General features: G+C 40.8%; 18 protein-coding genes. 6 read left to right on the plus strand and 12 right to left on the minus strand.

The window, feature by feature from the left end; translation table 11 throughout:
• The first annotated feature begins 27 nt into the window (after positions 1–27).
• From G6Q48_RS14225 to G6Q48_RS14235, 3 genes are all read left to right on the plus strand, one after another.
• Positions 28–675, plus strand: coding sequence for an RraA family protein (locus G6Q48_RS14225; protein WP_102140564.1), 648 nt, complete (start codon positions 28–30; stop codon positions 673–675).
• Between the two features lie 9 nt (positions 676–684).
• Entirely contained in the window at positions 685–1476 is a 792-nt protein-coding gene (locus G6Q48_RS14230) for a carbon-nitrogen hydrolase family protein (RefSeq protein ID WP_166267152.1), read from the plus strand.
• A 161-nt stretch (positions 1477–1637) separates the two neighbouring features.
• Entirely contained in the window at positions 1638–2261 is a 624-nt protein-coding gene (locus G6Q48_RS14235) for a GntR family transcriptional regulator (RefSeq protein ID WP_102140566.1), read from the plus strand.
• A 75-nt stretch (positions 2262–2336) separates the two neighbouring features.
• Here the strand turns inward: G6Q48_RS14235 and G6Q48_RS14240 are convergent, their stop codons facing one another.
• The 3 genes from G6Q48_RS14240 to G6Q48_RS14250 form a co-directional block, all read right to left on the minus strand.
• On the minus strand, positions 2337–3593 hold the full coding sequence (locus G6Q48_RS14240; protein ID WP_102140567.1) for a nucleoside permease: 1257 nt from the start codon (positions 3591–3593) through the stop codon (positions 2337–2339).
• Positions 3590–4507: an EamA family transporter gene (locus G6Q48_RS14245; RefSeq protein WP_166267154.1), complete on the minus strand. Its 918-nt coding sequence runs from the start codon at positions 4505–4507 to the stop codon at positions 3590–3592. Before G6Q48_RS14245 ends, G6Q48_RS14240 begins: the two co-directional genes overlap by 4 nt.
• A 68-nt stretch (positions 4508–4575) precedes the next feature.
• Positions 4576–5394 carry a purine-nucleoside phosphorylase gene (locus G6Q48_RS14250; protein ID WP_125895067.1) on the minus strand — a complete coding sequence of 273 codons (819 nt, stop codon included), beginning with the start codon at positions 5392–5394 and terminating at the stop codon, positions 4576–4578.
• A 297-nt stretch (positions 5395–5691) separates the two neighbouring features.
• On the opposite strand from G6Q48_RS14250, the gene G6Q48_RS14255 reads away from it, so the two are divergent.
• Positions 5692–6786, plus strand: coding sequence for an ROK family protein (locus tag G6Q48_RS14255; protein ID WP_242685816.1), 1095 nt, complete (start codon positions 5692–5694; stop codon positions 6784–6786).
• A 77-nt stretch (positions 6787–6863) separates the two neighbouring features.
• Positions 6864–7634 (plus strand): hydroxyethylthiazole kinase, encoded by a 771-nt coding sequence (thiM, locus tag G6Q48_RS14260; protein WP_166267158.1) that lies wholly within the window; start codon positions 6864–6866, stop codon positions 7632–7634.
• Positions 7635–7701: 67 nt separating this feature from the next.
• On the opposite strand, the gene G6Q48_RS14265 is transcribed toward thiM, so the two are convergent.
• From G6Q48_RS14265 to G6Q48_RS14305, 9 genes are all read right to left on the minus strand, one after another.
• Complete coding sequence (locus tag G6Q48_RS14265; RefSeq protein ID WP_102140572.1) at positions 7702–8406, minus strand: lipopolysaccharide core heptose(II) kinase RfaY; 705 nt, start codon at positions 8404–8406, stop codon at positions 7702–7704.
• 189 nt (positions 8407–8595) lie between these two features.
• Positions 8596–9762 (minus strand): nucleotide sugar dehydrogenase, encoded by a 1167-nt coding sequence (locus G6Q48_RS14270; RefSeq protein ID WP_166267160.1) that lies wholly within the window; start codon positions 9760–9762, stop codon positions 8596–8598.
• Positions 9763–9806: 44 nt separating this feature from the next.
• Positions 9807–10808 carry an NAD-dependent epimerase gene (locus G6Q48_RS14275; RefSeq protein WP_102140576.1) on the minus strand — a complete coding sequence of 334 codons (1002 nt, stop codon included), beginning with the start codon at positions 10806–10808 and terminating at the stop codon, positions 9807–9809.
• A gap of 232 nt (positions 10809–11040) precedes the next feature.
• Positions 11041–12705 carry an LTA synthase family protein gene (locus G6Q48_RS14280; protein WP_166267162.1) on the minus strand — a complete coding sequence of 555 codons (1665 nt, stop codon included), beginning with the start codon at positions 12703–12705 and terminating at the stop codon, positions 11041–11043.
• A gap of 69 nt (positions 12706–12774) precedes the next feature.
• On the minus strand, positions 12775–14643 hold the full coding sequence (selB, locus tag G6Q48_RS14285) for a selenocysteine-specific translation elongation factor (protein ID WP_166267164.1): 1869 nt from the start codon (positions 14641–14643) through the stop codon (positions 12775–12777).
• Positions 14640–16031 (minus strand): L-seryl-tRNA(Sec) selenium transferase, encoded by a 1392-nt coding sequence (selA, locus tag G6Q48_RS14290; RefSeq protein WP_102140029.1) that lies wholly within the window; start codon positions 16029–16031, stop codon positions 14640–14642. The genes selB and selA overlap by 4 nt, the downstream gene beginning before the upstream one ends.
• 22 nt (positions 16032–16053) lie before the next feature.
• Positions 16054–16989 (minus strand): formate dehydrogenase accessory protein FdhE, encoded by a 936-nt coding sequence (gene fdhE, locus G6Q48_RS14295; RefSeq protein WP_166267166.1) that lies wholly within the window; start codon positions 16987–16989, stop codon positions 16054–16056.
• Positions 16990–17593: 604 nt separating this feature from the next.
• Entirely contained in the window at positions 17594–18787 is a 1194-nt protein-coding gene (gene uxuA / locus G6Q48_RS14300) for a mannonate dehydratase (RefSeq protein WP_102140031.1), read from the minus strand.
• Positions 18788–18804: 17 nt separating this feature from the next.
• Entirely contained in the window at positions 18805–19551 is a 747-nt protein-coding gene (locus tag G6Q48_RS14305; protein ID WP_004906196.1) for an FCD domain-containing protein, read from the minus strand.
• 282 nt (positions 19552–19833) lie between these two features.
• On the opposite strand from G6Q48_RS14305, the gene manD reads away from it, so the two are divergent.
• Positions 19834–21048, plus strand: coding sequence for a D-mannonate dehydratase ManD (gene manD, locus G6Q48_RS14310; protein WP_102140032.1), 1215 nt, complete (start codon positions 19834–19836; stop codon positions 21046–21048).
• Positions 21049–21060 lie beyond the last annotated feature (12 nt).

Here is a 21060-nt window from a genome sequence, read left to right on the forward strand (position 1 = left end):
TTATATTCAATAAATAAAGGTGTCCCTATGTTTACATTAAATCCTCGTGTTGCCTGTTTTAGCCCTGAAATTATCGAAAGTTGCCGTGATGTTTGCCCGTCAACTATCGGACATATGACTGACTTCGGTTTTCTCAAAACATTACGCCCACAAATTGAACAATGCCAATTTATTGGTAATGCTGTAACAGTACGTATTCCACATATGGACTCATCTGCTGTACATAAGGTGTTCGACATCGTGCAAGAAGGCGACGTTGTCTGTATCGATATGTCAGGGGATTATGATCGCGCTTGTTGGGGCGAGATGGTTTCTTATATGGCACGGGCAAAGAAAATTGCCGGCGCGGTTATTGATGGTTGTGTCACCGACATCAAAGCATTACGTGAGATTGGCGTTCCTATTTATGCACGTAAAGTGAGTCCGTTAACAACGCGAATTTTAGGTATTGAAGGCGCAATTAATGTGCCGATTAGTATAGACGGCGTAACGATCCATCCTGGTAATTTAATCATTGCAGATGGCGATGGCATTTTAGTCGCTGATGAAGTGACTCTGCAAGAGTATCGCCAACGAGCCCTTAATGCTCAACATGCTGAAATTGATGTTAAAAAGCGCATTGATGCTGGTGAAACATTAGCGGCAATTTCAGGTGCTGCGAAATTTTTTGAATAAGGAGACTCTATGAAGATTGCAATTGCTCAGCTAGCCAGTAGTCCAGATAAAGCTCAAAATTTAAAAAAAGCATGCGAAGCTATACAAAAAGCCGCTCAAGGTGGTGCCAACCTCGTCCTATTGCCGGAAATGTTTATGGCTTTTGTTCCAGCGGATAGTGGTATTAGCTATGCTGATGTCGCAGAAGCTGTTGATGGCCCTTTTGTCTCTCAGTTGGCAAAAACTGCCCAACAATGCGGTATTTATGTGACTTGTGGAATTTATGAAAGTGCCCCGAATGAGCCGAAAAGAGCATTCAACACGACAATTATGTTGAACCGCCAAGGTGAGCTTATCTATCACTACCAAAAAACCCACCTATACGATGCCTTTTCATATCAGGAATCCCTTAATATCATTCAAAGTAATAATGAATTAAAACCTGTGGAAACTGAATTTGGCAAAATTGGCGTTTTAGTCTGTTATGAACTGCGTTTCCCTGAAGTTGCTCGAAAACTAACCTTAGCTGGCGCTGACCTTATACTCGTTCCCACAGCATGGGTAAGCGGGCCACTAAAAGAAGAGCATTACCAAACATTAGTTAAAGCACGCGCTTTGGAGAACACGATCCCTGTTTGCGCATGCGACCAAACGGGTAATATTTTTATTGGTCGCAGCCTTGTTTGTGATGCACTTGGCGTAACTATCGCATCTGCTGGCTACGATGAGACACTATTTTTTGCTGAAATATCAACACAGCATACCGCAGAGACACGAGAGAAATTACCTTGTATGCAAAACCGGCGTCCTGAGTTGTATTAGTCTAGAAACTGGCAAGGATGCCGGTTTATTCAACAAGTTAAGTTCAATTACCCACCAAAATTTAACAACATCCTAAATAATATAAAACTAGTGTATTACTTGTATACCAATCTATTCCTTTCTATACTCACTAAAATTTCTATTGTTAACACAAGATCCTGATGAAAGATAAACCACTAAGCCAACAAGCCTATACTGCAATTAAACATAAAATTCTCAGTAAGCAATTTGGAGAGGAAAGTTATACCTCTGAAAATAGCTTAGTTGAGGAACTCGGTATGAGTCGTACTCCAATTCGCGAAGCCTTATATCAATTACAGAATGAAGGCTTAGTCAAAATTATCCCTCGTAAAGGTGTTTTTATTCAGAAACTATCGTTAAAAGAGACCAGAGATAATTATGATTTACGCTTAGCAATTGAGTCCCATGCAATTAAATTAGTTCGTGAATATTTAACTGATGAACATTTTTCTATCTTAAAGGCTATTATTGAACGGCAAGATGAATTATTGAAAGGAAATGACTATCAAGGTTGGATAAAAGAAGATGAACGATTCCACCGTTTCTTCTTGGAATTACTGGATAACTCGGTTTTCTTAGATTTAGCGGATAATATTCGCCAGCGAGTCTATTTTCAGCCTGACCCTATTTATCGCAATGAATATTATTATGAGTCTACACGCCAACATCAGCAATTAATTGAACAACTCAAAGCAAAAGAATTTACCCTTGCGGAAGAAACGCTAACTGAGCATATTTTGCGCGGCAAACGTAATTATGTTTAGCGTTGAAACCCAAAAAAAGAGAAAACCAAATTGATGGTTTTCCCTTAAATTGAATGTTATTTCTAACGACTTATCTTAGCTAGATTTGGCTTCTTTCAATGCTGCGTCTTTATCGTGGTGATAATGGAACGTAAATTGGAAAATTATTGCTAAGACTACGGTATAAGAAGCAAAAACTAACCAAATCATTTGCCAATCTTTAATACCATCCACCGTATAATAGTCGACAACCAACCCACTAAGTATCGCCCCGAAATAGGCACCAACACCGTTAACCATCGTCATAAATAAGCCCTGGGCACTCGCGCGCATACGCGTATCCACTTCTCTTTCAATAAAGATGGAACCTGAAATATTAAAGAAATCAAATGCGCAGCCATAAACAATCATCGACATGATCAAGAACATCAGCCCGATGGCAGACGGGTCACCAAATGCAAAGAAGCCAAATCGTAGTGTCCATGCGAACATGCTTAATAACATGACAGTTTTAATGCCATAGCGTTTCAAGAAAAATGGAATTGCTAAGATAAAACACACTTCTGCCATCTGAGAAATCGATAACAGTATCGATGGATACTGAACCACCAAGCTATCTTGGTATAACGGGTTCAGACCGAAGTCATGCAAGAATGGGTTACCAAACGTATTGGTAATTTGTAAAACCGCGCCAAGTAACATAGCGAATAAGAAAAACACTGCCATAATGGGCTTTTTGAATAACACTAAAGCGTCTAAACCGAGCTTACTGATCCAACTACTTGAAATTGCTTTTTTATTCACATCAATTTTTGGCAAAGTTAATGAATAAAGCGCTAAAAGTAATGAGCTACCACCTGCAATATAAAGTTGCATACTACTTAGCTCAAATTTCAATAAGCTAATACTCCACATTGCAACAATAAAGCCAACCGTACCAAATACCCGGATAGGTGGGAAGTTACTCACTGAGTCGAGCTGATATTGGCTTAATGATGAGTAGCTGATGCTATTTGAAAGCGCAATCGTTGGCATAAAGGCCATTGCATTAATTAACATCACCCAGAACATAACGGTTGAACTCGTGACTGTTGCGGCATAAAACAATGCAGCAGCCCCAATTAAATGGCAAATCATATATAAACGATTTGCTGGAATATATTTATCTGCAATGATTCCGATAAGCCCGGGCATTAGAATGGCAGCAATACCCTTTGAGCTATACACCATACCGACTTCTGCACCTGAAAAGCTCAATGTTTTCATCATGTAGGAACCGAGTGTGACTAACCAACTTCCCCAAACAAAATATTGCAGGAAAAGCATGATTTTCAAGCGGGATTTAATGTTCATACAAAGCTCCGTTTGGAGTTATATTTATTTGTTTTTATTTTCAACTCAGCAATGGCAACACCCATGAGGATGACAGCAACACCAACAAACTGAATTAATTCAAGGGGTAACTGCAATACTGTCACGGATAATAAAATCGTGACGGGCAGCTGCATTGAGCTAACAATGGTCGCTAAACTGGTACCGATTAGCGGGGTTCCTTTAGCAAACATCCACATGCCAAAGAAAGAACCAAAGAAAGCCAGAGGTAATCCATATGAGAAAAATAGAGATTGAAACGTTGATGCACTCAGTAAGAATGTTGGCGGAACGACAATTGATGTCAAAATTGCGCCTCCTGTTACCATGATTGCAGAACGCATCATAGGATCTGTTTTAACCGCTAATGCACCACTGACATAAACACGAATAGCATTTGATAACGCTGCACATAATCCTAATAACACACCAAGCCAGTGAAATACGATCCCGGAACTATTTAACAAACCTGTCGCTAATACTGTTCCGATTAATATCACCACAACAGATACCATGGTCATCACGGGGGGTATTTGGCGACTAATAAATGCGTTAATTGCAACCCCCATCCATGTAAATTGCAAAAATAAGACAACACCAAGTGCCGGAGACAAATACTGCAATGATGCATAATACAAAAGCCCGGTTAACCCTGTTGTCGTCCCAGCGAGTAACATTAATAGGCCTTGCCTGCGTGTTGGCCATACTAGGCGCGCTTTTTTTACCAATGCACCCGTAACAACAAAAAACCACAGTAAAATCGCACCTAATACTGTCTGGCTACCGATGACATCATTCAAGGAATACCCTGCACGATAAGCCAACACCACAAGCGTTGAAAGAATGCCATAACTACAAGCGCCTAAAGAAACTAAAATCAGACCTTTAAATTTCATCTCAATATTCACCTTACTTTAGCGTTATGGACATCTTTATATTATTTTGAGAAAAAGAACTTATAAAACTAGAAACGAGCAATCACGCCAGTCACTAGTTTCAAGAAAGTCGCTTTAACTTTTTCTGCTGTTTCAATAACTTCGTCATGGCTAAGTGGCTGCTCTAAAATACCGCAAGCCATATTGGTTAAACAGGAAATACCGACGGTTTTAATTTGTGAATGGTGGGCAACTAGCGCTTCTGGCACAGTAGACATACCGACAGCGTCTGCACCTAAGGTTCTGATCATACGAATTTCAGCAGGGGTTTCATACGTTGGGCCAGTCCACCATGCATAAACACCTTCACGAACAGAGACACCTTGTTCAGCCGCTACATCTTTGATTGTTTGGCGTAATTCTTTGTTATACACCTCACTAACATCTAAGAAACGAACACCTAATTCAGGGTTGTTTGGCCCCATCAATGGATTATTTGCCGTTAAATTAATATGATCGGTAATAATCATCAGGTCACCCGGGTTGAAGTCAGTATTTACTGCACCGCAGGCGTTGGTGATAATCAATTTTTCGACACCCAATGCTTTCATCAAACGCACAGGGAAAGTGACTTGGTCAAGGGAAAAGCCTTCGTAGTAGTGAAAACGGCCTTTCATGGCAACCACATTTTTACCTGCGATAGTGCCGATCACCAATTCATTGGCATGCCCTACGGCTTCAGATTTGGCAAAATGTGGAATTTCACTATAAGGAATATGGACGGCATTTTCTAATGTATCCGCGAACGGGCCTAGTCCTGAGCCTAAAATAATACCCACTGTTGGTTTAATATCTGTGCGAGACTGAATAAAGCTCAAGCTTTCTAGAATATCTTTTGTATGATGCATGGTTGTCTCCAAATTGACATCGGCTAAAAATTGTTAAAATCGATCATAAAGCAATTTAAAAACAGAACAGCGATCTTAATCTCATTTTAAGAAAAAGATTTTAGCTATGATGTGTCACAAGAAGCAGAATCTTATGCGTATATTTGCTAATCTTTAGCGCAAGAATCGGAATGAAAAGGAGTGAGGCGCTTGTTACATACACTATTAAATGAATTTCGCACCTCAAAAAATTCAAAAACACAAAAACTAAAAACTCTTTACCGGTTAATTTTAAACCACGGCCCCATTAGGGCAGAAATGCTGACATCACTTGCCAGCATGAAACCTGCAACTTGCGCTCGGTTACTTGATGAACTGGGTAAAAACCACTTAATTTCGACCTCTGAACTCGGGGAGTCGACAGGAGGTCGTAAACCTATCCTCTACAGCATTAATTCTGCGGATGGTTACCTGATTGGCATTGAAATGAGTGATATATACTCAACGATTGTTTTACAAAACCTAAAGTTAGATATTTTAGGGATAGTAAAAGTGAAATATGAGCACCTAGAAACCGCAGAAAACATGGTGGACCATCTGCTTAATAAATTAGACGTTTTATTAGCTGAACATGGACTTAACGTAAAAAGTTTGTTGGGTATAGGAATCGCCATCGACCATATTTTAGAACGTGATAAACTGCCATATCATCAATATCACTCACGAATAAAAGAACTTCACGACTATATTTCCAATAAAGTCCCTTGCTTTGTATTACTCGGGAGCGGGATTAGTTTTGCCGCTTTTGCTGAGTATCGTTTACGCTATACTTCTGATAGCCAAAGGTTTTTATTCACAACCTGTGATACTGATATTCGCAGTTGTACCATCATCAACAACCAATACGCTCCGGCTCCCATTAGTACTGCTCAAGCCTTTGGCCATACGACAATTGATATAAATGGCCAACGCTGCGAATGTGGGTCATTTGGCTGTTTAAAGCAATATAGTTCACTGTCTGCGATTAAGTCACGCGTGATCCAGCAACTGAGATTAGGTAAAAGCTCAATAATCAATGAATTAGTTAATAATGAGTCTGAAATTAGTTACCATACTATTTTCCAAGCACTTACATTGAACGATGCCTTGTGTCTCGAAGCGCTTGGCGAAGCGGCCTATTATTATGGTATTGCCATCGCTAATGCGATTTTAACGACTCAAGCAGATGTGGTGGTGTGCGGTGGAACCCTAACCCCTAAAAATCACTTTTTTGAGATGACCAAAAAGTCTATTGAGGAAAAACTCTCTATTTTTCCTCACATTAAGACACGTATTTATCCCGCCAATGATTCATACGAAATTGTTGCTCAAGGAGCCGGTGGAATGGTCATGGAGAAATACCTCGCAGATTAAGCCGTTCTTTCATTAAAGCGGATAGAGTGTAGAATAAATCAACGAATCTATACTCTATCACTATCAATGAGGGGATCATGTTAGAATTTGAACACATCAGCAACACGACGAAATCACTGGTACTACAGCAACTTGCATCTCAATCCCCTCTGATTCATTGCATGACAAACGACGTTGTTCAGACCTTCACTGCCAATGTCCTGTTAGCACTCGGCTGCTCCCCAGCCATGGTCATTGAACCTGAAGAAGCGGAGCAGTTTGCCGCTATCGCCCATGGCTTACTAATTAATGTCGGCACATTAACCACTGAGCGCCGATATGCAATGAAATGTGCCGTTAACAGTGCGGAGCAGGCGAAAAAACCTTGGGTACTTGACCCTGTTGCCGCAGGTGCACTCAGCTTTCGCACCCATTTTTGCCATGAATTGCTGGCTCTCAAGCCTGCTGCTATTCGCGGTAATGCCTCTGAAATTATGGCATTGGCAGGAAGCAGTGCTGGCGGCAGAGGCGTTGATTCCCTTAACACCACTGATGACGCCCTTCCCGCTGCACAATTATTAGCGAGACAAGCTGAGACAATTGTTGCGATAAGCGGGGAAGTGGATTACATCACTGATGGAACACGCACCTTCGCGGTTACTGGCGGCCATATTTTAATGACTCGAGTCGTCGGTACAGGATGTGCTCTTTCTGCAGTGGTTGCTGCATGTTGCGCTCTACCGGGTGATAGGCTGCAGAATGTTGCCGCGGCTTGCGCTATCATGAAACAAGCCGGAGAAGCCGCAACCCAGCGTTGCCATGGGACGGGCAGTTTTATCCCTGAATTTTTAGATGCGCTTTATCAATAGTTTTGTTGTGATCGATAGCTTTTGCTGTTTCGATAACTTTATTGTAATGAAAACTTGGCATAACACACTAGAGCCGAGTTTTCTTCCCTCTTACTTTTCTTGACCAATGACGGAAGTTATCTCTGAAACGAATAAATCGATAAGCAAAATTTTTACTATCGGGTTCGATATCGTAAAAACGCTGTAATGCAATTAAATCATTCGCTTTGCAAATAGCAAAATTACCATAGTCTGATAAATCAATAACCTTAAGCCCTTCATTGGTTATAACAAAATTCCCTGCATGGATATCATTAGAAGATAAACCATATCTATGTAATTGGTTTATAATGGCTTTCATCTCTGTATAGTAAGGCTTGATATCATCAATTTCAGATAAAACAGTTCCTTCTACATACTCAGCAATAATCCATGTTTCTACTGACTCACGACCGACCATTTTTTCAGCAACGAAATAGATGTCATTGGTTACCACACAGCCTTTATTTTGAGCAGAGACTAACCGCATTAATAACTGTGAATAAAAAGGGCCTGAAATAATACGCATCAACCGTTTTTCAAAACGCTTATCACGTTCTTTCTCACATTTAATAATAAAATTTTGCCCATTAACTTGAATGCGAGCAACGCTTCTATCGATATTTCCGCTACTTAAATTCTTACCCGTGATCTTCCCATCAATATAATCATTAACAATTTGCCAAAAATCTATCTCACCTTCTTTTTGAAAGGTGATAAAACCGTCTCTTTGTTTTTTTATGATTTTCTGCATAACAAAATAGCCAATTTTTAATCAATTGACGGATGCTAGCAAATGGCAAACAACATTTCTTAGCGATTGTTGCAGAGTAGCGTTTAAAAATAGGTAACTTGTGCACTATGGCACAAAATAGATAAGGTTATTAGGTCTTAATATACAGAGGTAGGTTAGCACGATGCCAACCTACCCCATAAACGCGTTTTAATCGTTACCAAATAAATCGCGAGTATAGACTTTATCGGCTACATCTTCGATCTCAGGTACCATTCTATTTGCTAAGATGATATCGCATTGATCTTTAAATTCCGCTAAGTCATTGACTACTTTAGAACGGAAAAATTCGGTTTCTTTCATTACGGGTTCATAAACGACAACTTCAATGCCTTTGGCCTTGATGCGTTTCATGATGCCTTGCACTGCAGAGGCGCGGAAGTTGTCTGACCCTGCTTTCATCACTAGGCGATAAACACCGACTTTACGCGGTGCTTTAGCAATAATTGCATCGGAAATAAAGTCTTTGCGGGTACGGTTCGATTCCACAATGGCGTTAATCAAGTTATTCGGCACATCATCGTAGTTTGCCAGCAACTGTTTGGTATCTTTCGGTAAACAATAACCACCGTAACCGAATGAGGGGTTGTTATAATGGCTGCCAATACGTGGGTCTAAAGAGACCCCTTCAATAATTTGGCGTGCATTTAAACCGCGGCTTTCTGCATAGGTGTCGAGCTCATTAAAGTACGCCACACGCATCGCTAAGTAAGTGTTGGCAAACAGTTTTATCGCTTCGGCTTCGGTGCCATCGGTAAATAACACGGGAACGTCTTTTTTAATCGCACCTTCCAGCAGCAAATCTGCAAAAATTTTCGCGCGCTCTGAACGCTCTCCCACCACAATACGGGAAGGATGTAAGTTATCCCACAAGGCACGGCCTTCACGTAAAAACTCAGGAGAGAAAATTACGTTGGTATAGCCAAATTCTTCACGTAACCGTGCAGTAAAGCCCACAGGGATAGTGGATTTTACGATAATCGTCGCTTCAGGGTTGATTGTATTCACATCATGAATAACAGACTCAACCGATTGAGTATTAAAGTAATTGGTTTTTGGGTCATAGTCGGTTGGTGTCGCCACAATCACATATTGAGCCCCTGTATAGGCCTCAGTTTTATCTTCTGTTGCGCGAAAATTGAGGGTCTTTTCCGTTAAAAACTGCTCAATTTCAGCATCAACAATGGGTGATTGATGGTTATTTAACATCGCCACTTTTTCAGGGATGATGTCCACCGCAACCACTTCGTGGTGTTGTGACAGCAACATGGCGTTAGATAGGCCAACGTAGCCGGTTCCTGCGATTGCTATTTTCAAACTTGCCTCTCAAATCCTGCTAAAGATGTTACAGCTTATTGATATTATTGATGATAATAAGAACGGTACCAATCAACAAATGCCTGAACACCCTGTTCAATAGAAACTTGTGGGCGATAACCTGTCACATTAAACAAGTCTTCCGTATCTGCCCAAGTGGTGTACACATCACCCGCTTGCATCGGTAAAAAGTTTTTAATCGCTTCTTTACCCAGTGCCTTTTCCAATGCAGAAATAAATTCAATCAACTTAACGGGCTGCCCATTACCAATATTATAGATTCGATATGGCGCGCTGCTTTCTGCCGGTGATGCCGAATGATTATTCGGGTTTGCTTGTGGAATTATATCTGAAATACGGATCACACCTTCGACAATATCATCAACAAAAGTGAAATCACGACTGAGATTGCCGTTATTATAGACATCAATAGGCTCGCCCGCCAAAATAGCTTTCGTAAACTTAAATAAAGCCATATCTGGGCGTCCCCAAGGGCCATAAACCGTAAAGAATCGCAGCCCTGTGGTCGGTAGCTGGTATAAATGTGAATAGGAGTGCGCCATTAATTCATTGGCTTTCTTTGTCGCCGCATAGAGGGAAATCGGGTGATCGGTTGCCATGTCAGTGGTAAATGGCGTCTTATCAGTTACGCCGTACACCGAACTTGAAGAGGCGTAGACCAAATGTTTTACTTTTGCTTGGCGACAGCCTTCTAGAATGGCTAAGTGCCCAGTTAAATTACTATCTGCATAAGCAAATGGGTTTTCCAATGAGTAACGGACACCCGCTTGTGCCGCTAGGTGAATGACTCGGTCAAATTGCTCTTGGGTACATAATACCCGAACAGTTTCACGATCAGTAAGATCAAGATGAATAAAACGAAATAAAGGAAACTGTTCCAGTAAATGTAAGCGGGATTGCTTAAGCCCCTGATCATAATACGCATTTAAGTTATCGATTCCGACAACCTCATGCCCATTCTCTAATAAACGTTGGCAAAGCTTAAAACCAATAAAACCTGCACTTCCCGTGACCAAATATTTCATATTCATTGTCTTCTAGCGTTAAACTATTCTAAAGCTCTAAATGAGCACCTAATTTCACAGAAAAATTAACTAAAATTAAGACAAAAAAAACAACGAATGGTTTTATTATTAAAACTAGAAAGCGTAAAAAAATAATAGTTTTTAAGAAAATATTAAGATTTAAGGTAGGGAATAGCAAAAAAGAGGGGATCAGCCGTAAATATCATAAATACCTACGGCTGATAATAACATTCTATTGAATATCACCTTTATTCGCATTGGCTGCGTCTAAAGTTCCATAAACATAGTTACGGTAGCTATCAAGTAGCTTTTGATCTTCACAATCATTCAACTTACCGTCACATAAGTGACGCATTTTGATGTTGGCCTCATAAAATGGGGAGATTTTTAGATTTGCCCTTTCTAATAAAATTCCGCCTAAGAAGGAAATATCCGTTAACTGGCCCGTTTTTATCGCAGCCCCTGATTTCAAATTATCTCGCAAAGTAAATTGTGTTAGATAAGCAGGTGATGAAAATGAAGAATTATACTGATTTAAACTAATGCCTGGCTGATGGTCACCAAAGTATAAAAACATCAACGGGCGCTCACGTTTTTCAATAAATTCAGCAAAATCACGTATTGATGTATCTGAGGTTACGATTTTGTCCATATAATGGCTAAATTCGCCTGCAGCATCGGGGTTTTTAATTTTGTCTTTTATGCCATAGTCATCACTGTGACTCTCTTTGTAAGGGCCATGCTCATACATTGTAAGAGAGAAAATAAATACGGGTTTATCTGTTTCTTTAGATAAGATTTCTTTCACGTATTTCAGCATGTCATCGGTGCTGATCGTCCATAAGTTATCTTGTAGTTTACCTGGATAGCCGAGTTCTTGTGGTTGAATAATTCGATCAACCCCAAGCGTTTCATAAGCATGGCCTGAGTGGTAAGCACCTTTATTAAAGGGGGTAAGTACCACTGTATAATAGCCATTAGCCTTCATTTCTTTGAATAGGCTATTTTTAAGGTGGTCAACGATAAAATAAAATACACCACTTTTTTGCGCACCGAAATCATCGCTATTTAAACCAGTTAGCGCTGAGAATTCAGATAACCAAGTCCCACCGCCAAAAGTTTGCACCCGCATCTGACTATGCGCACTCACGCCACTATCTTGCTGGAACATGAATAAATCAGGAAGCTTGGTTCCTTCAGGTAAATCATAAACATGTGGGTCAACGGTAGATTCTTGCAATAATAAAACGATGTCTGGTTTTTCTGATACCGCATTATTTTCTAAGGAAACTGCCGCTGCTTTTTCCACAAAATAATCGGCTGAACCTGCAAACTCAGGGGATTGATAACTCGCATTCTGTGCCGACATAATAATATTGGTCACTGTCCCACGGCCTTTTGGCAACGTCTGAGACCATCTGTCATAATAATGTGAGCTTGTTAAGTTAATACCGAAGTAACCTGCAACAATAAGAACAACACCAATGACGCGAGTAATTTTTGATTGACTCGGTTTGAGCAACCGCCAGCTAATAACCCCATTAATGACTAATAATATAAGCAACCCAACCAAGGCGACACCCGCTAACCAATAGTGGCCTAAAGTCCCCATATTGGAAGTGTCCGTCATGATGTTGATATCACTAAAGAAGAGTTGTTCTTTGTAATAATGAACTTTTAACTGATTCAGGAATTTTATGGTGATAAATAATGTACTGGTGATCACCGCAGAAAATAACCAGCGAGCTGTTAACACCATTAAAATACCGAATAAAACGGCATATACACTGACCGATATGAGTGCAGGATACATTACGCTGCCTTTTTCAAAAACTAAGAAAAGGGAGCCAATAAAGATCAATGCCAGATAAAAGCCTGCAAATAACGTTTTCTTCATCAGTTTTACCACAAGTTTAATATTGGAGGTTGCTATGAGGCACTACTATAACGGATCCAAACACTCAATTTATTCAACGAAAATACCTTTGTCTCGTAAATGGTGACCATCGCCTTTACGACGAGTAAAACCGCTTTTATCAAAAAACTCAAGAATTTGAATGGCGAGTTTCCGGCCAATCCCTAGTTCGTTACGAAAATCAGCGGCAAAAATGACCTCATTTTCTAAGCAATAACGATGAATCAGTGAAGCAAAATAGTTAATTTGCTCATGGCTATAATAGCGGTCACGAACTATCGCTGTAATTAATCCCATTTGCGCCGCCTTTTTTAGAACTCGACGTATCGTATCTTCTTCATGGCCACTTTCTAATGCTAAATCACGAACCCACCACGCCTCATTACGTGAAAATAATGGGTGTATTTGCTGCCAAATTAACTGCTGTTGCGCATCAAATACCAGCCCATGTTGAGGCATATGTAACCAACCTCGAGTTTGCTTAATAACGTTTTCATCAATTAGGTCATTAATGAATTTAAATGTTAACGCCTCACTCATTGAAGGCAAAGCCATACGTTTCAAACGTGCTTTGCCCACACCGATTTGGTCACTGTGTATTTCATTAAATTGTTCAAGTGCTTGAACGATACGGTCTTTCGCTATTTGCGCTTTAAATATGGATAAAACATAGTTGCCCACACGCGCCACATCCATTTGTGCCAATAAATTATCTAATGCATCATGGGTGAGTTGCCGCGCCCAACTGTAATCCCGTAAATTAAGTTCACCTTGGGGAAGCTGTAACTTAAAGTGAGCCAGTTCGTCTTGTTCTCGGCAAAGCCTAGATAACCAATCCAAAAACTCTGGGAGCCTTTTACCTCGGCGTGGGGAAACCAAACGTATCACGCGAGCCCCACCTAACGTTTGCCGAGCACTAATATCACGGATGATTAACCGGTCATTCTCTACTAACCATAATGGGGTATCTAAAATTAACTCAGCAAGCACGGGGGTTTCCCCTTGCTCCACTAATAATGACACTCGCCCAGTGATATGACTTGCACCATGATAGAGATGCACAGGCTGCCAGTGCTTAATTAATGTATCGCATTCCAATTCGACAATAACCCGTGTTGCAATAAACGCAGGTTGCTCTGCAAGTAACCAATCACCTCGGGTAATATTTTCTTTATCAATGTCGCCCGCCAAGTTTAAGGCTACGCGATCACCTGCAACAGCGAATTCAGATATTTGGTTTTGCCGATGAATACCTCTGACACGAACTTGCTTATCCGCTCCAGTCACCCAAAGTGACTCGCCAACCTGAATTTTTCCCGCTAACGCGGTGCCAGTCACCACAACCCCTGCGCCTTTTACCAAAAACACGCGGTCAATGGCTAAACGAAAACGACGTTGGATATTGGGATGTGAACCACTTTGCTGATGAAGCTGTTGTAGGTATAACCGCAGCGCATCAATACCACGGCCATCTTCGATAGAAGTAATAAATAATTTTGCGTCAGGCCAACCTTGCTGAGACAGCTCTGAGGTGACTTCCTCAATCACTTGTTCAATTCGCAGATGATCGACTCTGTCCGCCTTCGTCAATATGACACTGACATTTTCACAACCCGCTAGCCTTAAAATAGAAAGGTGTTCAAGGGTTTGCGCCATTATTCCATCATCACAGGCAACAACCAAAAGTGCATGGTTTATGCCACCAATCCCAGCCAACATATTGGCTAAAAACTTTTCGTGTCCTGGAACGTCGATAAAACCAATAGAGCTTCCATCTGGCTGTGGCCAGTAGGCATACCCTAGGTCAATGGTCATACCGCGCTTTTTTTCCTCAGGAAGGTGCGCGGTATTTACGCCAGTAATGGCTTGAATTAAAGAAGTTTTACCATGGTCAACATGGCCAGCTGTCGCAAAAATCATGAAAGTAAGGCCTGTAATAATGCGTGTTCATCATCAAGACAGCGCAGGTCAAGCCACAATTTACCTTCTTTCATACGCCCAATCACAGGTTGAGGTAACTGGCGCCACTGCGTAGCGAGTTGCTCTAATGTGCTACCTTTTCCATTTAGCGGTGTAAATGTTACCGCAAAGCTAGGAAGCCGGTCGATGGGAAGTGAGCCGCTCCCTATTTGTGAGAGGCAAGGCTCCACTTCAACAATAAATTTATCACCGTAAAAGGCTTGTAGAGCAACAACAATGCTTTCTGCACTACCACGGATCGTCTCCGGGTCTCGGGTCAACCAACGCAATGTGGGTAAATCTGTTGTGAGTTTCTCGGGAGTTAGATACAGCTTTAGTGTCGCTTCAAGCGCAGCTAAAACCATTTTATCAACCCGTAAAGCACGTTTTAATGGATGTTTTTGAATTGCATCAATCCATTTTTTCTTCCCTAAAATGATCCCTGCTTGTGGGCCACCAAGAAGTTTATCTCCAGAAATTGAAACTAAATCAATTCCTTGAGAAAGGTAATTTTGTGGCATCGGTTCTGCGGGTAGTCCATAAGCCGTCATATCAATCATCGAGCCACTACCTAAATCAATTGCTGTAGGTAATTGGTACTTTCGACCTAACTCTGCGAGTTCTTCACCTTCAACTTCAGCCGTAAATCCTTCAATGCTGTAATTGCTGGTATGCACTTTCATTAATAGTGCAGTTTGATCATTAATCGCATTCTCATAGTCACGTAAGTGAGTCCGATTCGTTGTCCCCACTTCAACTAATTGGCAGCCAGCCTGCGCCATCACGTCAGGCACACGGAAAGCCCCACCAATCTCAACTAATTCACCACGAGAAACAATAACTTGTCGACCATTTGCAACCGTTGCTAGCAATAATAAAACGGCTGCCGCATTATTATTAACAATACAGGCATCTTCGGCGCCAGTGAGCTCACACAGCAAATCAGCAATCGCACGGTCACGGTGCCCACGCATCGCACCATCTAGAGAATATTCTAATGTGACAGGCGAACTCATCACTTGGCTAACTGCATTTACCGCTGTGGTTGACATTACCGCACGACCTAAATTGGTATGTAGCACCGTACCGGTCAAGTTAAACACGTTTTTTAGCGCGCTTTGCCCTAAAGCTTGATGGCGTTGAGCTAACTCTTTTACCCAATCTTCTTGCCAAGCAGGTAATTTCCCTGCCTGTGCAATACAGGTTCGAGCTTGCTCTTGCATCTCACGTAAACATGCAGTGACCCAATGAGCCCCTGATTGTTCAACCAATATCTGCACTTCATCGAGCTGCAATAATTTATCAATAGCAGGAAGTTGACGATATAAAGCCAAGTCTGATTCAGCCATAGTCACAATTCTCTTTTACCGCTTATTTTTCACCAGGGAACAAGAACGGATTAATACTACTACGCGCAAAGCCTTCTTCTTCCATGCGAGCATCTAAAATAATTGATGCTAAATCATCAGCAACAGCTTCAACTTTGGCTTCTTTTTCTTGATAAAGAATTTTCAGATAGCTACCACAATCACCACAGCTTTCAGCTTTAACTGCTGCATTTTCATCATCTAATGACCAATAATTTAATTTACCTGTTTGCTCACAGTTACTGCATTTTACGCGCACCATATGCCATTCGGTTTCACATAAATTACAGTGTAAATAACGTAAACCTTGTGAGGTGCCAATTTGCACAATACTCGACACTGGCATGCTATTACATACAGGGCAGAAATGACGATGATCGCCATGTTCCGCACGTGCCTTACCAGGGATATTTGCAGCCATTTGCGCCCAATACACCGATAATGCAGCCCAAATAAACATCGATTTATCCGCAGGCACTTTTTCAAACTCTTCATTTAGCAACGCAGTTGCCATGGCTTCAAGTTCGGTTTCAGAGGCTTTATTCAGGTTTTCTAATGCAGGACGTACAGACTCAGGCACAACTGGCATTAATTCGGCAATAATTGCCGTCAATAGTTTGTGCCAATGTGTTGTACGCGGAAATGTTTTTGCATCTAATGGCGAATTATTGGTATTTGTTGAGCGCTCAAGGATAGATGCCATATCCATTTCTAATGGATTATCATGCTGCGCATTATTTTGGGCAGTTGCCACTTCAGCAGCAAAATTCAGATAATCTGCAAAAGGATGTTCTCCCGCACCAAGTTCTTTGAGCCGCTCAGCACGGCGCTGATATAAGCTTTTTAAGTTAGGAAACAGAACTGGTGGAATAAAACCAATTCCCTTTTCTTTCAATCTTTCTTGTCCTAACTCTTCTTTAGGAACGATACGAATACCCATTGCGTTCTCTCTTTTCTATTTTTTTATAACGACAATTCCCGAGAAAAGGCTATTTATTTTCTCGAAAGCGTTTTTGCTCATCATATTTATATCCGCGAAAGCGGTTCTCTAACGTTCAGGATAAAACAAAAGTCACCTTGAGGCTACTCTAGCCCCTGAATTATCCATTCCATTAACCCGTAGTAGATCAAGGTAAATGTAAATCAGGATGATGATTGTTTTATTTGATATAAATAAATTGTTATCACTAGGATAAAAATAGTGAAGTTGACGTTTGAAGTGATTATGACTGCAAGCTTATGATGCAAACAGCCTTTTATTTACAACAGGAATGGGTATTGCCCCCTTATCTCAAGGTGTTTTTTATTGTCATTGTTCAATAAGAAAGAAATAAAAACATAAATATATTTAATGCCATATCTACTGTGTCTTTTAGATAAAGATAAATATAAAAAGCATTTATAGTCAATAAAATACGCGACCAAATACTATTTAGTCGCGTAATAATGAAATAACAGTTTTGCTTCTTTAGGGGTATAACAGTCCCTTTGGTACAATCAAAATACCAAATGAAAAGCAGATATCGTTAATAACGAGATAGTCTTTAGACTTTCAGTAATTCAGGGTAATACATACGTTTAATTGCGAGCTCTAAACCTCTAACTTCCGCTAAACCTTTCAAGCGACCTATGGCGGAATAGCCTGGATTGGTCACTTTTTTCAAATCATCTAAAATTTGGTGACCATGGTCTGGTCTCATTGGAATCGGTGCAAGCCCCGCAGCATGGCGTTTTTGTTCAACCGCTAAAATGGCTTTAACCACTTCAAACATATCGACATCACCTGCAATATGATTGCCTTCATGGAAGGTATTTGGGTTGTTTTCTCTCACCGTTGAACGTAAGTGTGTGAAATGAATACGATCACCAAATTCATTAATCATTTTTACTAGGTCGTTATCGGCTCTTACGCCATAAGAACCTGTGCACATAGTAAACCCATTATGAATACTATCGCAGCTTTGCTTAATAAACCGCATATCTTCAATGGTAGAAACAATACGAGGCAAACCTAAAATTGGTCGTGGAGGGTCATCAGGGTGAATAGCTAAAACCACATTTTCTTCTTCACAGACAGGGACGATTTTCTGCAAGAAATAACCTAAGTTCTCACGTAACTGATTTTCATCAATATCATTATACAGCGCCAAGCGCTCACGGAATTGGTCTAATGTATAACCTTCTTCCGCACCTGGTAACCCTGCAATGATGGTTTTAATCAGGTTTTCGATATCATCAGATGACATATTGGCATAATACTCTGCCGCTTCTTTAACTTCTTGTTCTGAATAACTCGCCGTCGCATTTTCACGTTTTAAAATATGAATTTCAAACGCAGCAAAAGCAATATTATCAAACCGTAACGCTTTGGAGCCATCCGGTAGGGTATAAGCAAGGTCAGTACGCGTCCAATCTAGAATTGGCATAAAATTATAGCAAATAGTTTTAATACCACAGGATGCTAAATTACGAATACTTTGTTGGTAATTTTGAATATAGAGATCAAAATTACCTTGTTGAGTTTTAATATCTTCATGAACAGGAATACTTTCCACGACAGACCAAACTAACCCAGCATCTTCAATGATAGCCTTACGCTTTAAAATCTCCTCGACACTCCAAACTTCACCATTAGGAATATGGTGGAGCGCAGAGACGATCCCCGTCGCCTCTGCTTGCCTAGCATCACTTAAAGAAACAGGGTCATTAGGGCCGTACCAACGCCACGTATGCTCCATGAGTACTTCTCCTTCGATTATTCAAAAATAGTCTGATAAGGAATTGTTTCAAATAGGTAACCATCAAAATTGGGGTCATCAAAATCAGAAAGCTGCATTAGCGTATTTTTGACATTCTCTAAATGCTGCCACATCTCTTTTTTAGCCAATTCAGGATCACGTTTTTGTAGTGCATTTAAAATATTTTCATGATCAATCAACCACTTCTTCCGGTAAGTCGTATTGTCGATATGCTCATGTAGTTTATCCCACATAGGGCTTTGTAACCGCACAGCCCAGATATCATCAATAATCTTCGCCATCATGTCGTTCTTGCTTGCGCGAGCAATCAACACATGAAACTTATGATCATTAGCATCGTCACTTTCATTATTCGCGACTTTGATTCGCTCATCTTCTAATAATGCGCGGATCTCTTGGATATCGGCTTTTGTTGCTGACAAAGCAGCACATGCAGCTATCGCACTTTCAATCACTTGGCGAGCTTGCAGTATTTCAAAAGGGCCATGGTCTAAACTTTTAACTTCATCAATTAACAGATCTGGGTGGTTGATGACATAAACACCAGAACCTTTCTTGATAGAAACCAATTTTTCAATTTCCAACATGATGAGTGCTTCACGTACCAATGAGCGACTAACATCATATTTTTTAGCGATCTCACGCTCCGGCATTAAACGACTTCCTATCGGATATTCACCAGATGCAATGAGCTCTTTTAACTGCTGACCTAGGTATTGGTACGAGCGGTATTGAGTTTTCATATATATGTACAACGCGTTGTCGAATTAAATTTAGTTCTTCCATTGTAGATTATCGTCCCTCACCTCAATGGTCAACCAATTTATCCACTATTTCCGCAAAATTAGTTAACCAATTTGTGATCAGATTCACTTATTGTCGTCTTTTTAGCCATTGTTTTTTAATTTATCGATTGATAGAGTGAAAAAAAGAAAATTTGGTTAACCAATGGATAAACCAGCTTGCGTAATTATGGGTAATTTGGTTGATCAGTTGGTTAACAAGTAATAGGGATTTAGGCCAAAATGAAAATCATAAAAGCAGAAGTCTTTGTATGTAGCCCCGGTCGTAATTTTGTCACATTAAAAATTACCACCGATGAAGGCGTATATGGGCTAGGTGATGCCACCCTTAACGGGAGAGAACTCTCAGTGGCATCCTATCTTCAAGATCACCTCTGTCCTCAGTTGATAGGCCGTGATCCACATAAAATCGAAGATATTTATCAGTTTTTCTATAAGGGAGCCTATTGGCGCAGAGGCCCAGTTACGATGTCCGCTATTTCTGCGATTGATATGGCACTTTGGGATATTAAAGGCAAAGTTGCCAACCTTCCGGTTTATCAATTACTCGGTGGCGCTTCTCGTGAAGGCGTGATGGTTTATTGCCACACCACGGGTACCGATATTGCCGAAACACTAGATAACTACGCAAAATATAAAGAAAAAGGTTTTAAAGCGATCCGTGTGCAGTGCGGCATCCCAGGAATGGCAACCACATATGGGCAAAGCAAAGGGAAAAATCTTGCTTACGAACCAGCGACAAAAGGCCATCACCCTGAAGAGCAATTTTGGTCAACCGAAAAATATCTCGACTTTATGCCAAAACTGTTTGAAGCCGTACGGGACAAATATGGCTTCAATGAGCACCTTTTACATGATATGCACCATCGCTTGACCCCTATTGAAGCGGCTCGCTTCGGTAAAAGTATTGAAGATTATCGATTATTTTGGATGGAAGACCCAACACCAGCGGAAAACCAAGCTTGTTTTAGATTAATTCGTCAACATACCGTCACCCCAATCGCTGTAGGTGAAGTTTTTAATAGCATTTGGGATTGTAAACAATTGATTGAAGAGCAACTCATCGATTATATCCGCACCACAATCACGCATGCTGGCGGGATCACAGGTATGCGCCGGATTGCTGATTTCGCTTCACTTTACCAAGTCAGAACCGGTTCTCATGGTCCATCTGACCTATCCCCAATTTGCCATGCTGCCGCCTTACACTTTGATCTATGGGTACCCAATTTCGGTGTTCAAGAGTTTATGGGCTACTCCGAAGAAATGTTGTCCGTATTTACGACTAACTGGACGTTCAACGATGGTTATATGCACCCAAGTGATAAGCCCGGTTTAGGTATCGATTTTGATGAAAAACTGGCAGCGAAATACCCATACAACCCAGCTTATCTTCCAGTCGCTCGTCTCGAAGACGGCACGTTGTGGAACTGGTAATTTTTATTTTAT

The organism is Providencia sp. M-27 (assembly GCF_011077905.1).
In the GTDB taxonomy this organism is placed as follows: domain Bacteria; phylum Pseudomonadota; class Gammaproteobacteria; order Enterobacterales; family Enterobacteriaceae; genus Providencia; species Providencia huaxiensis.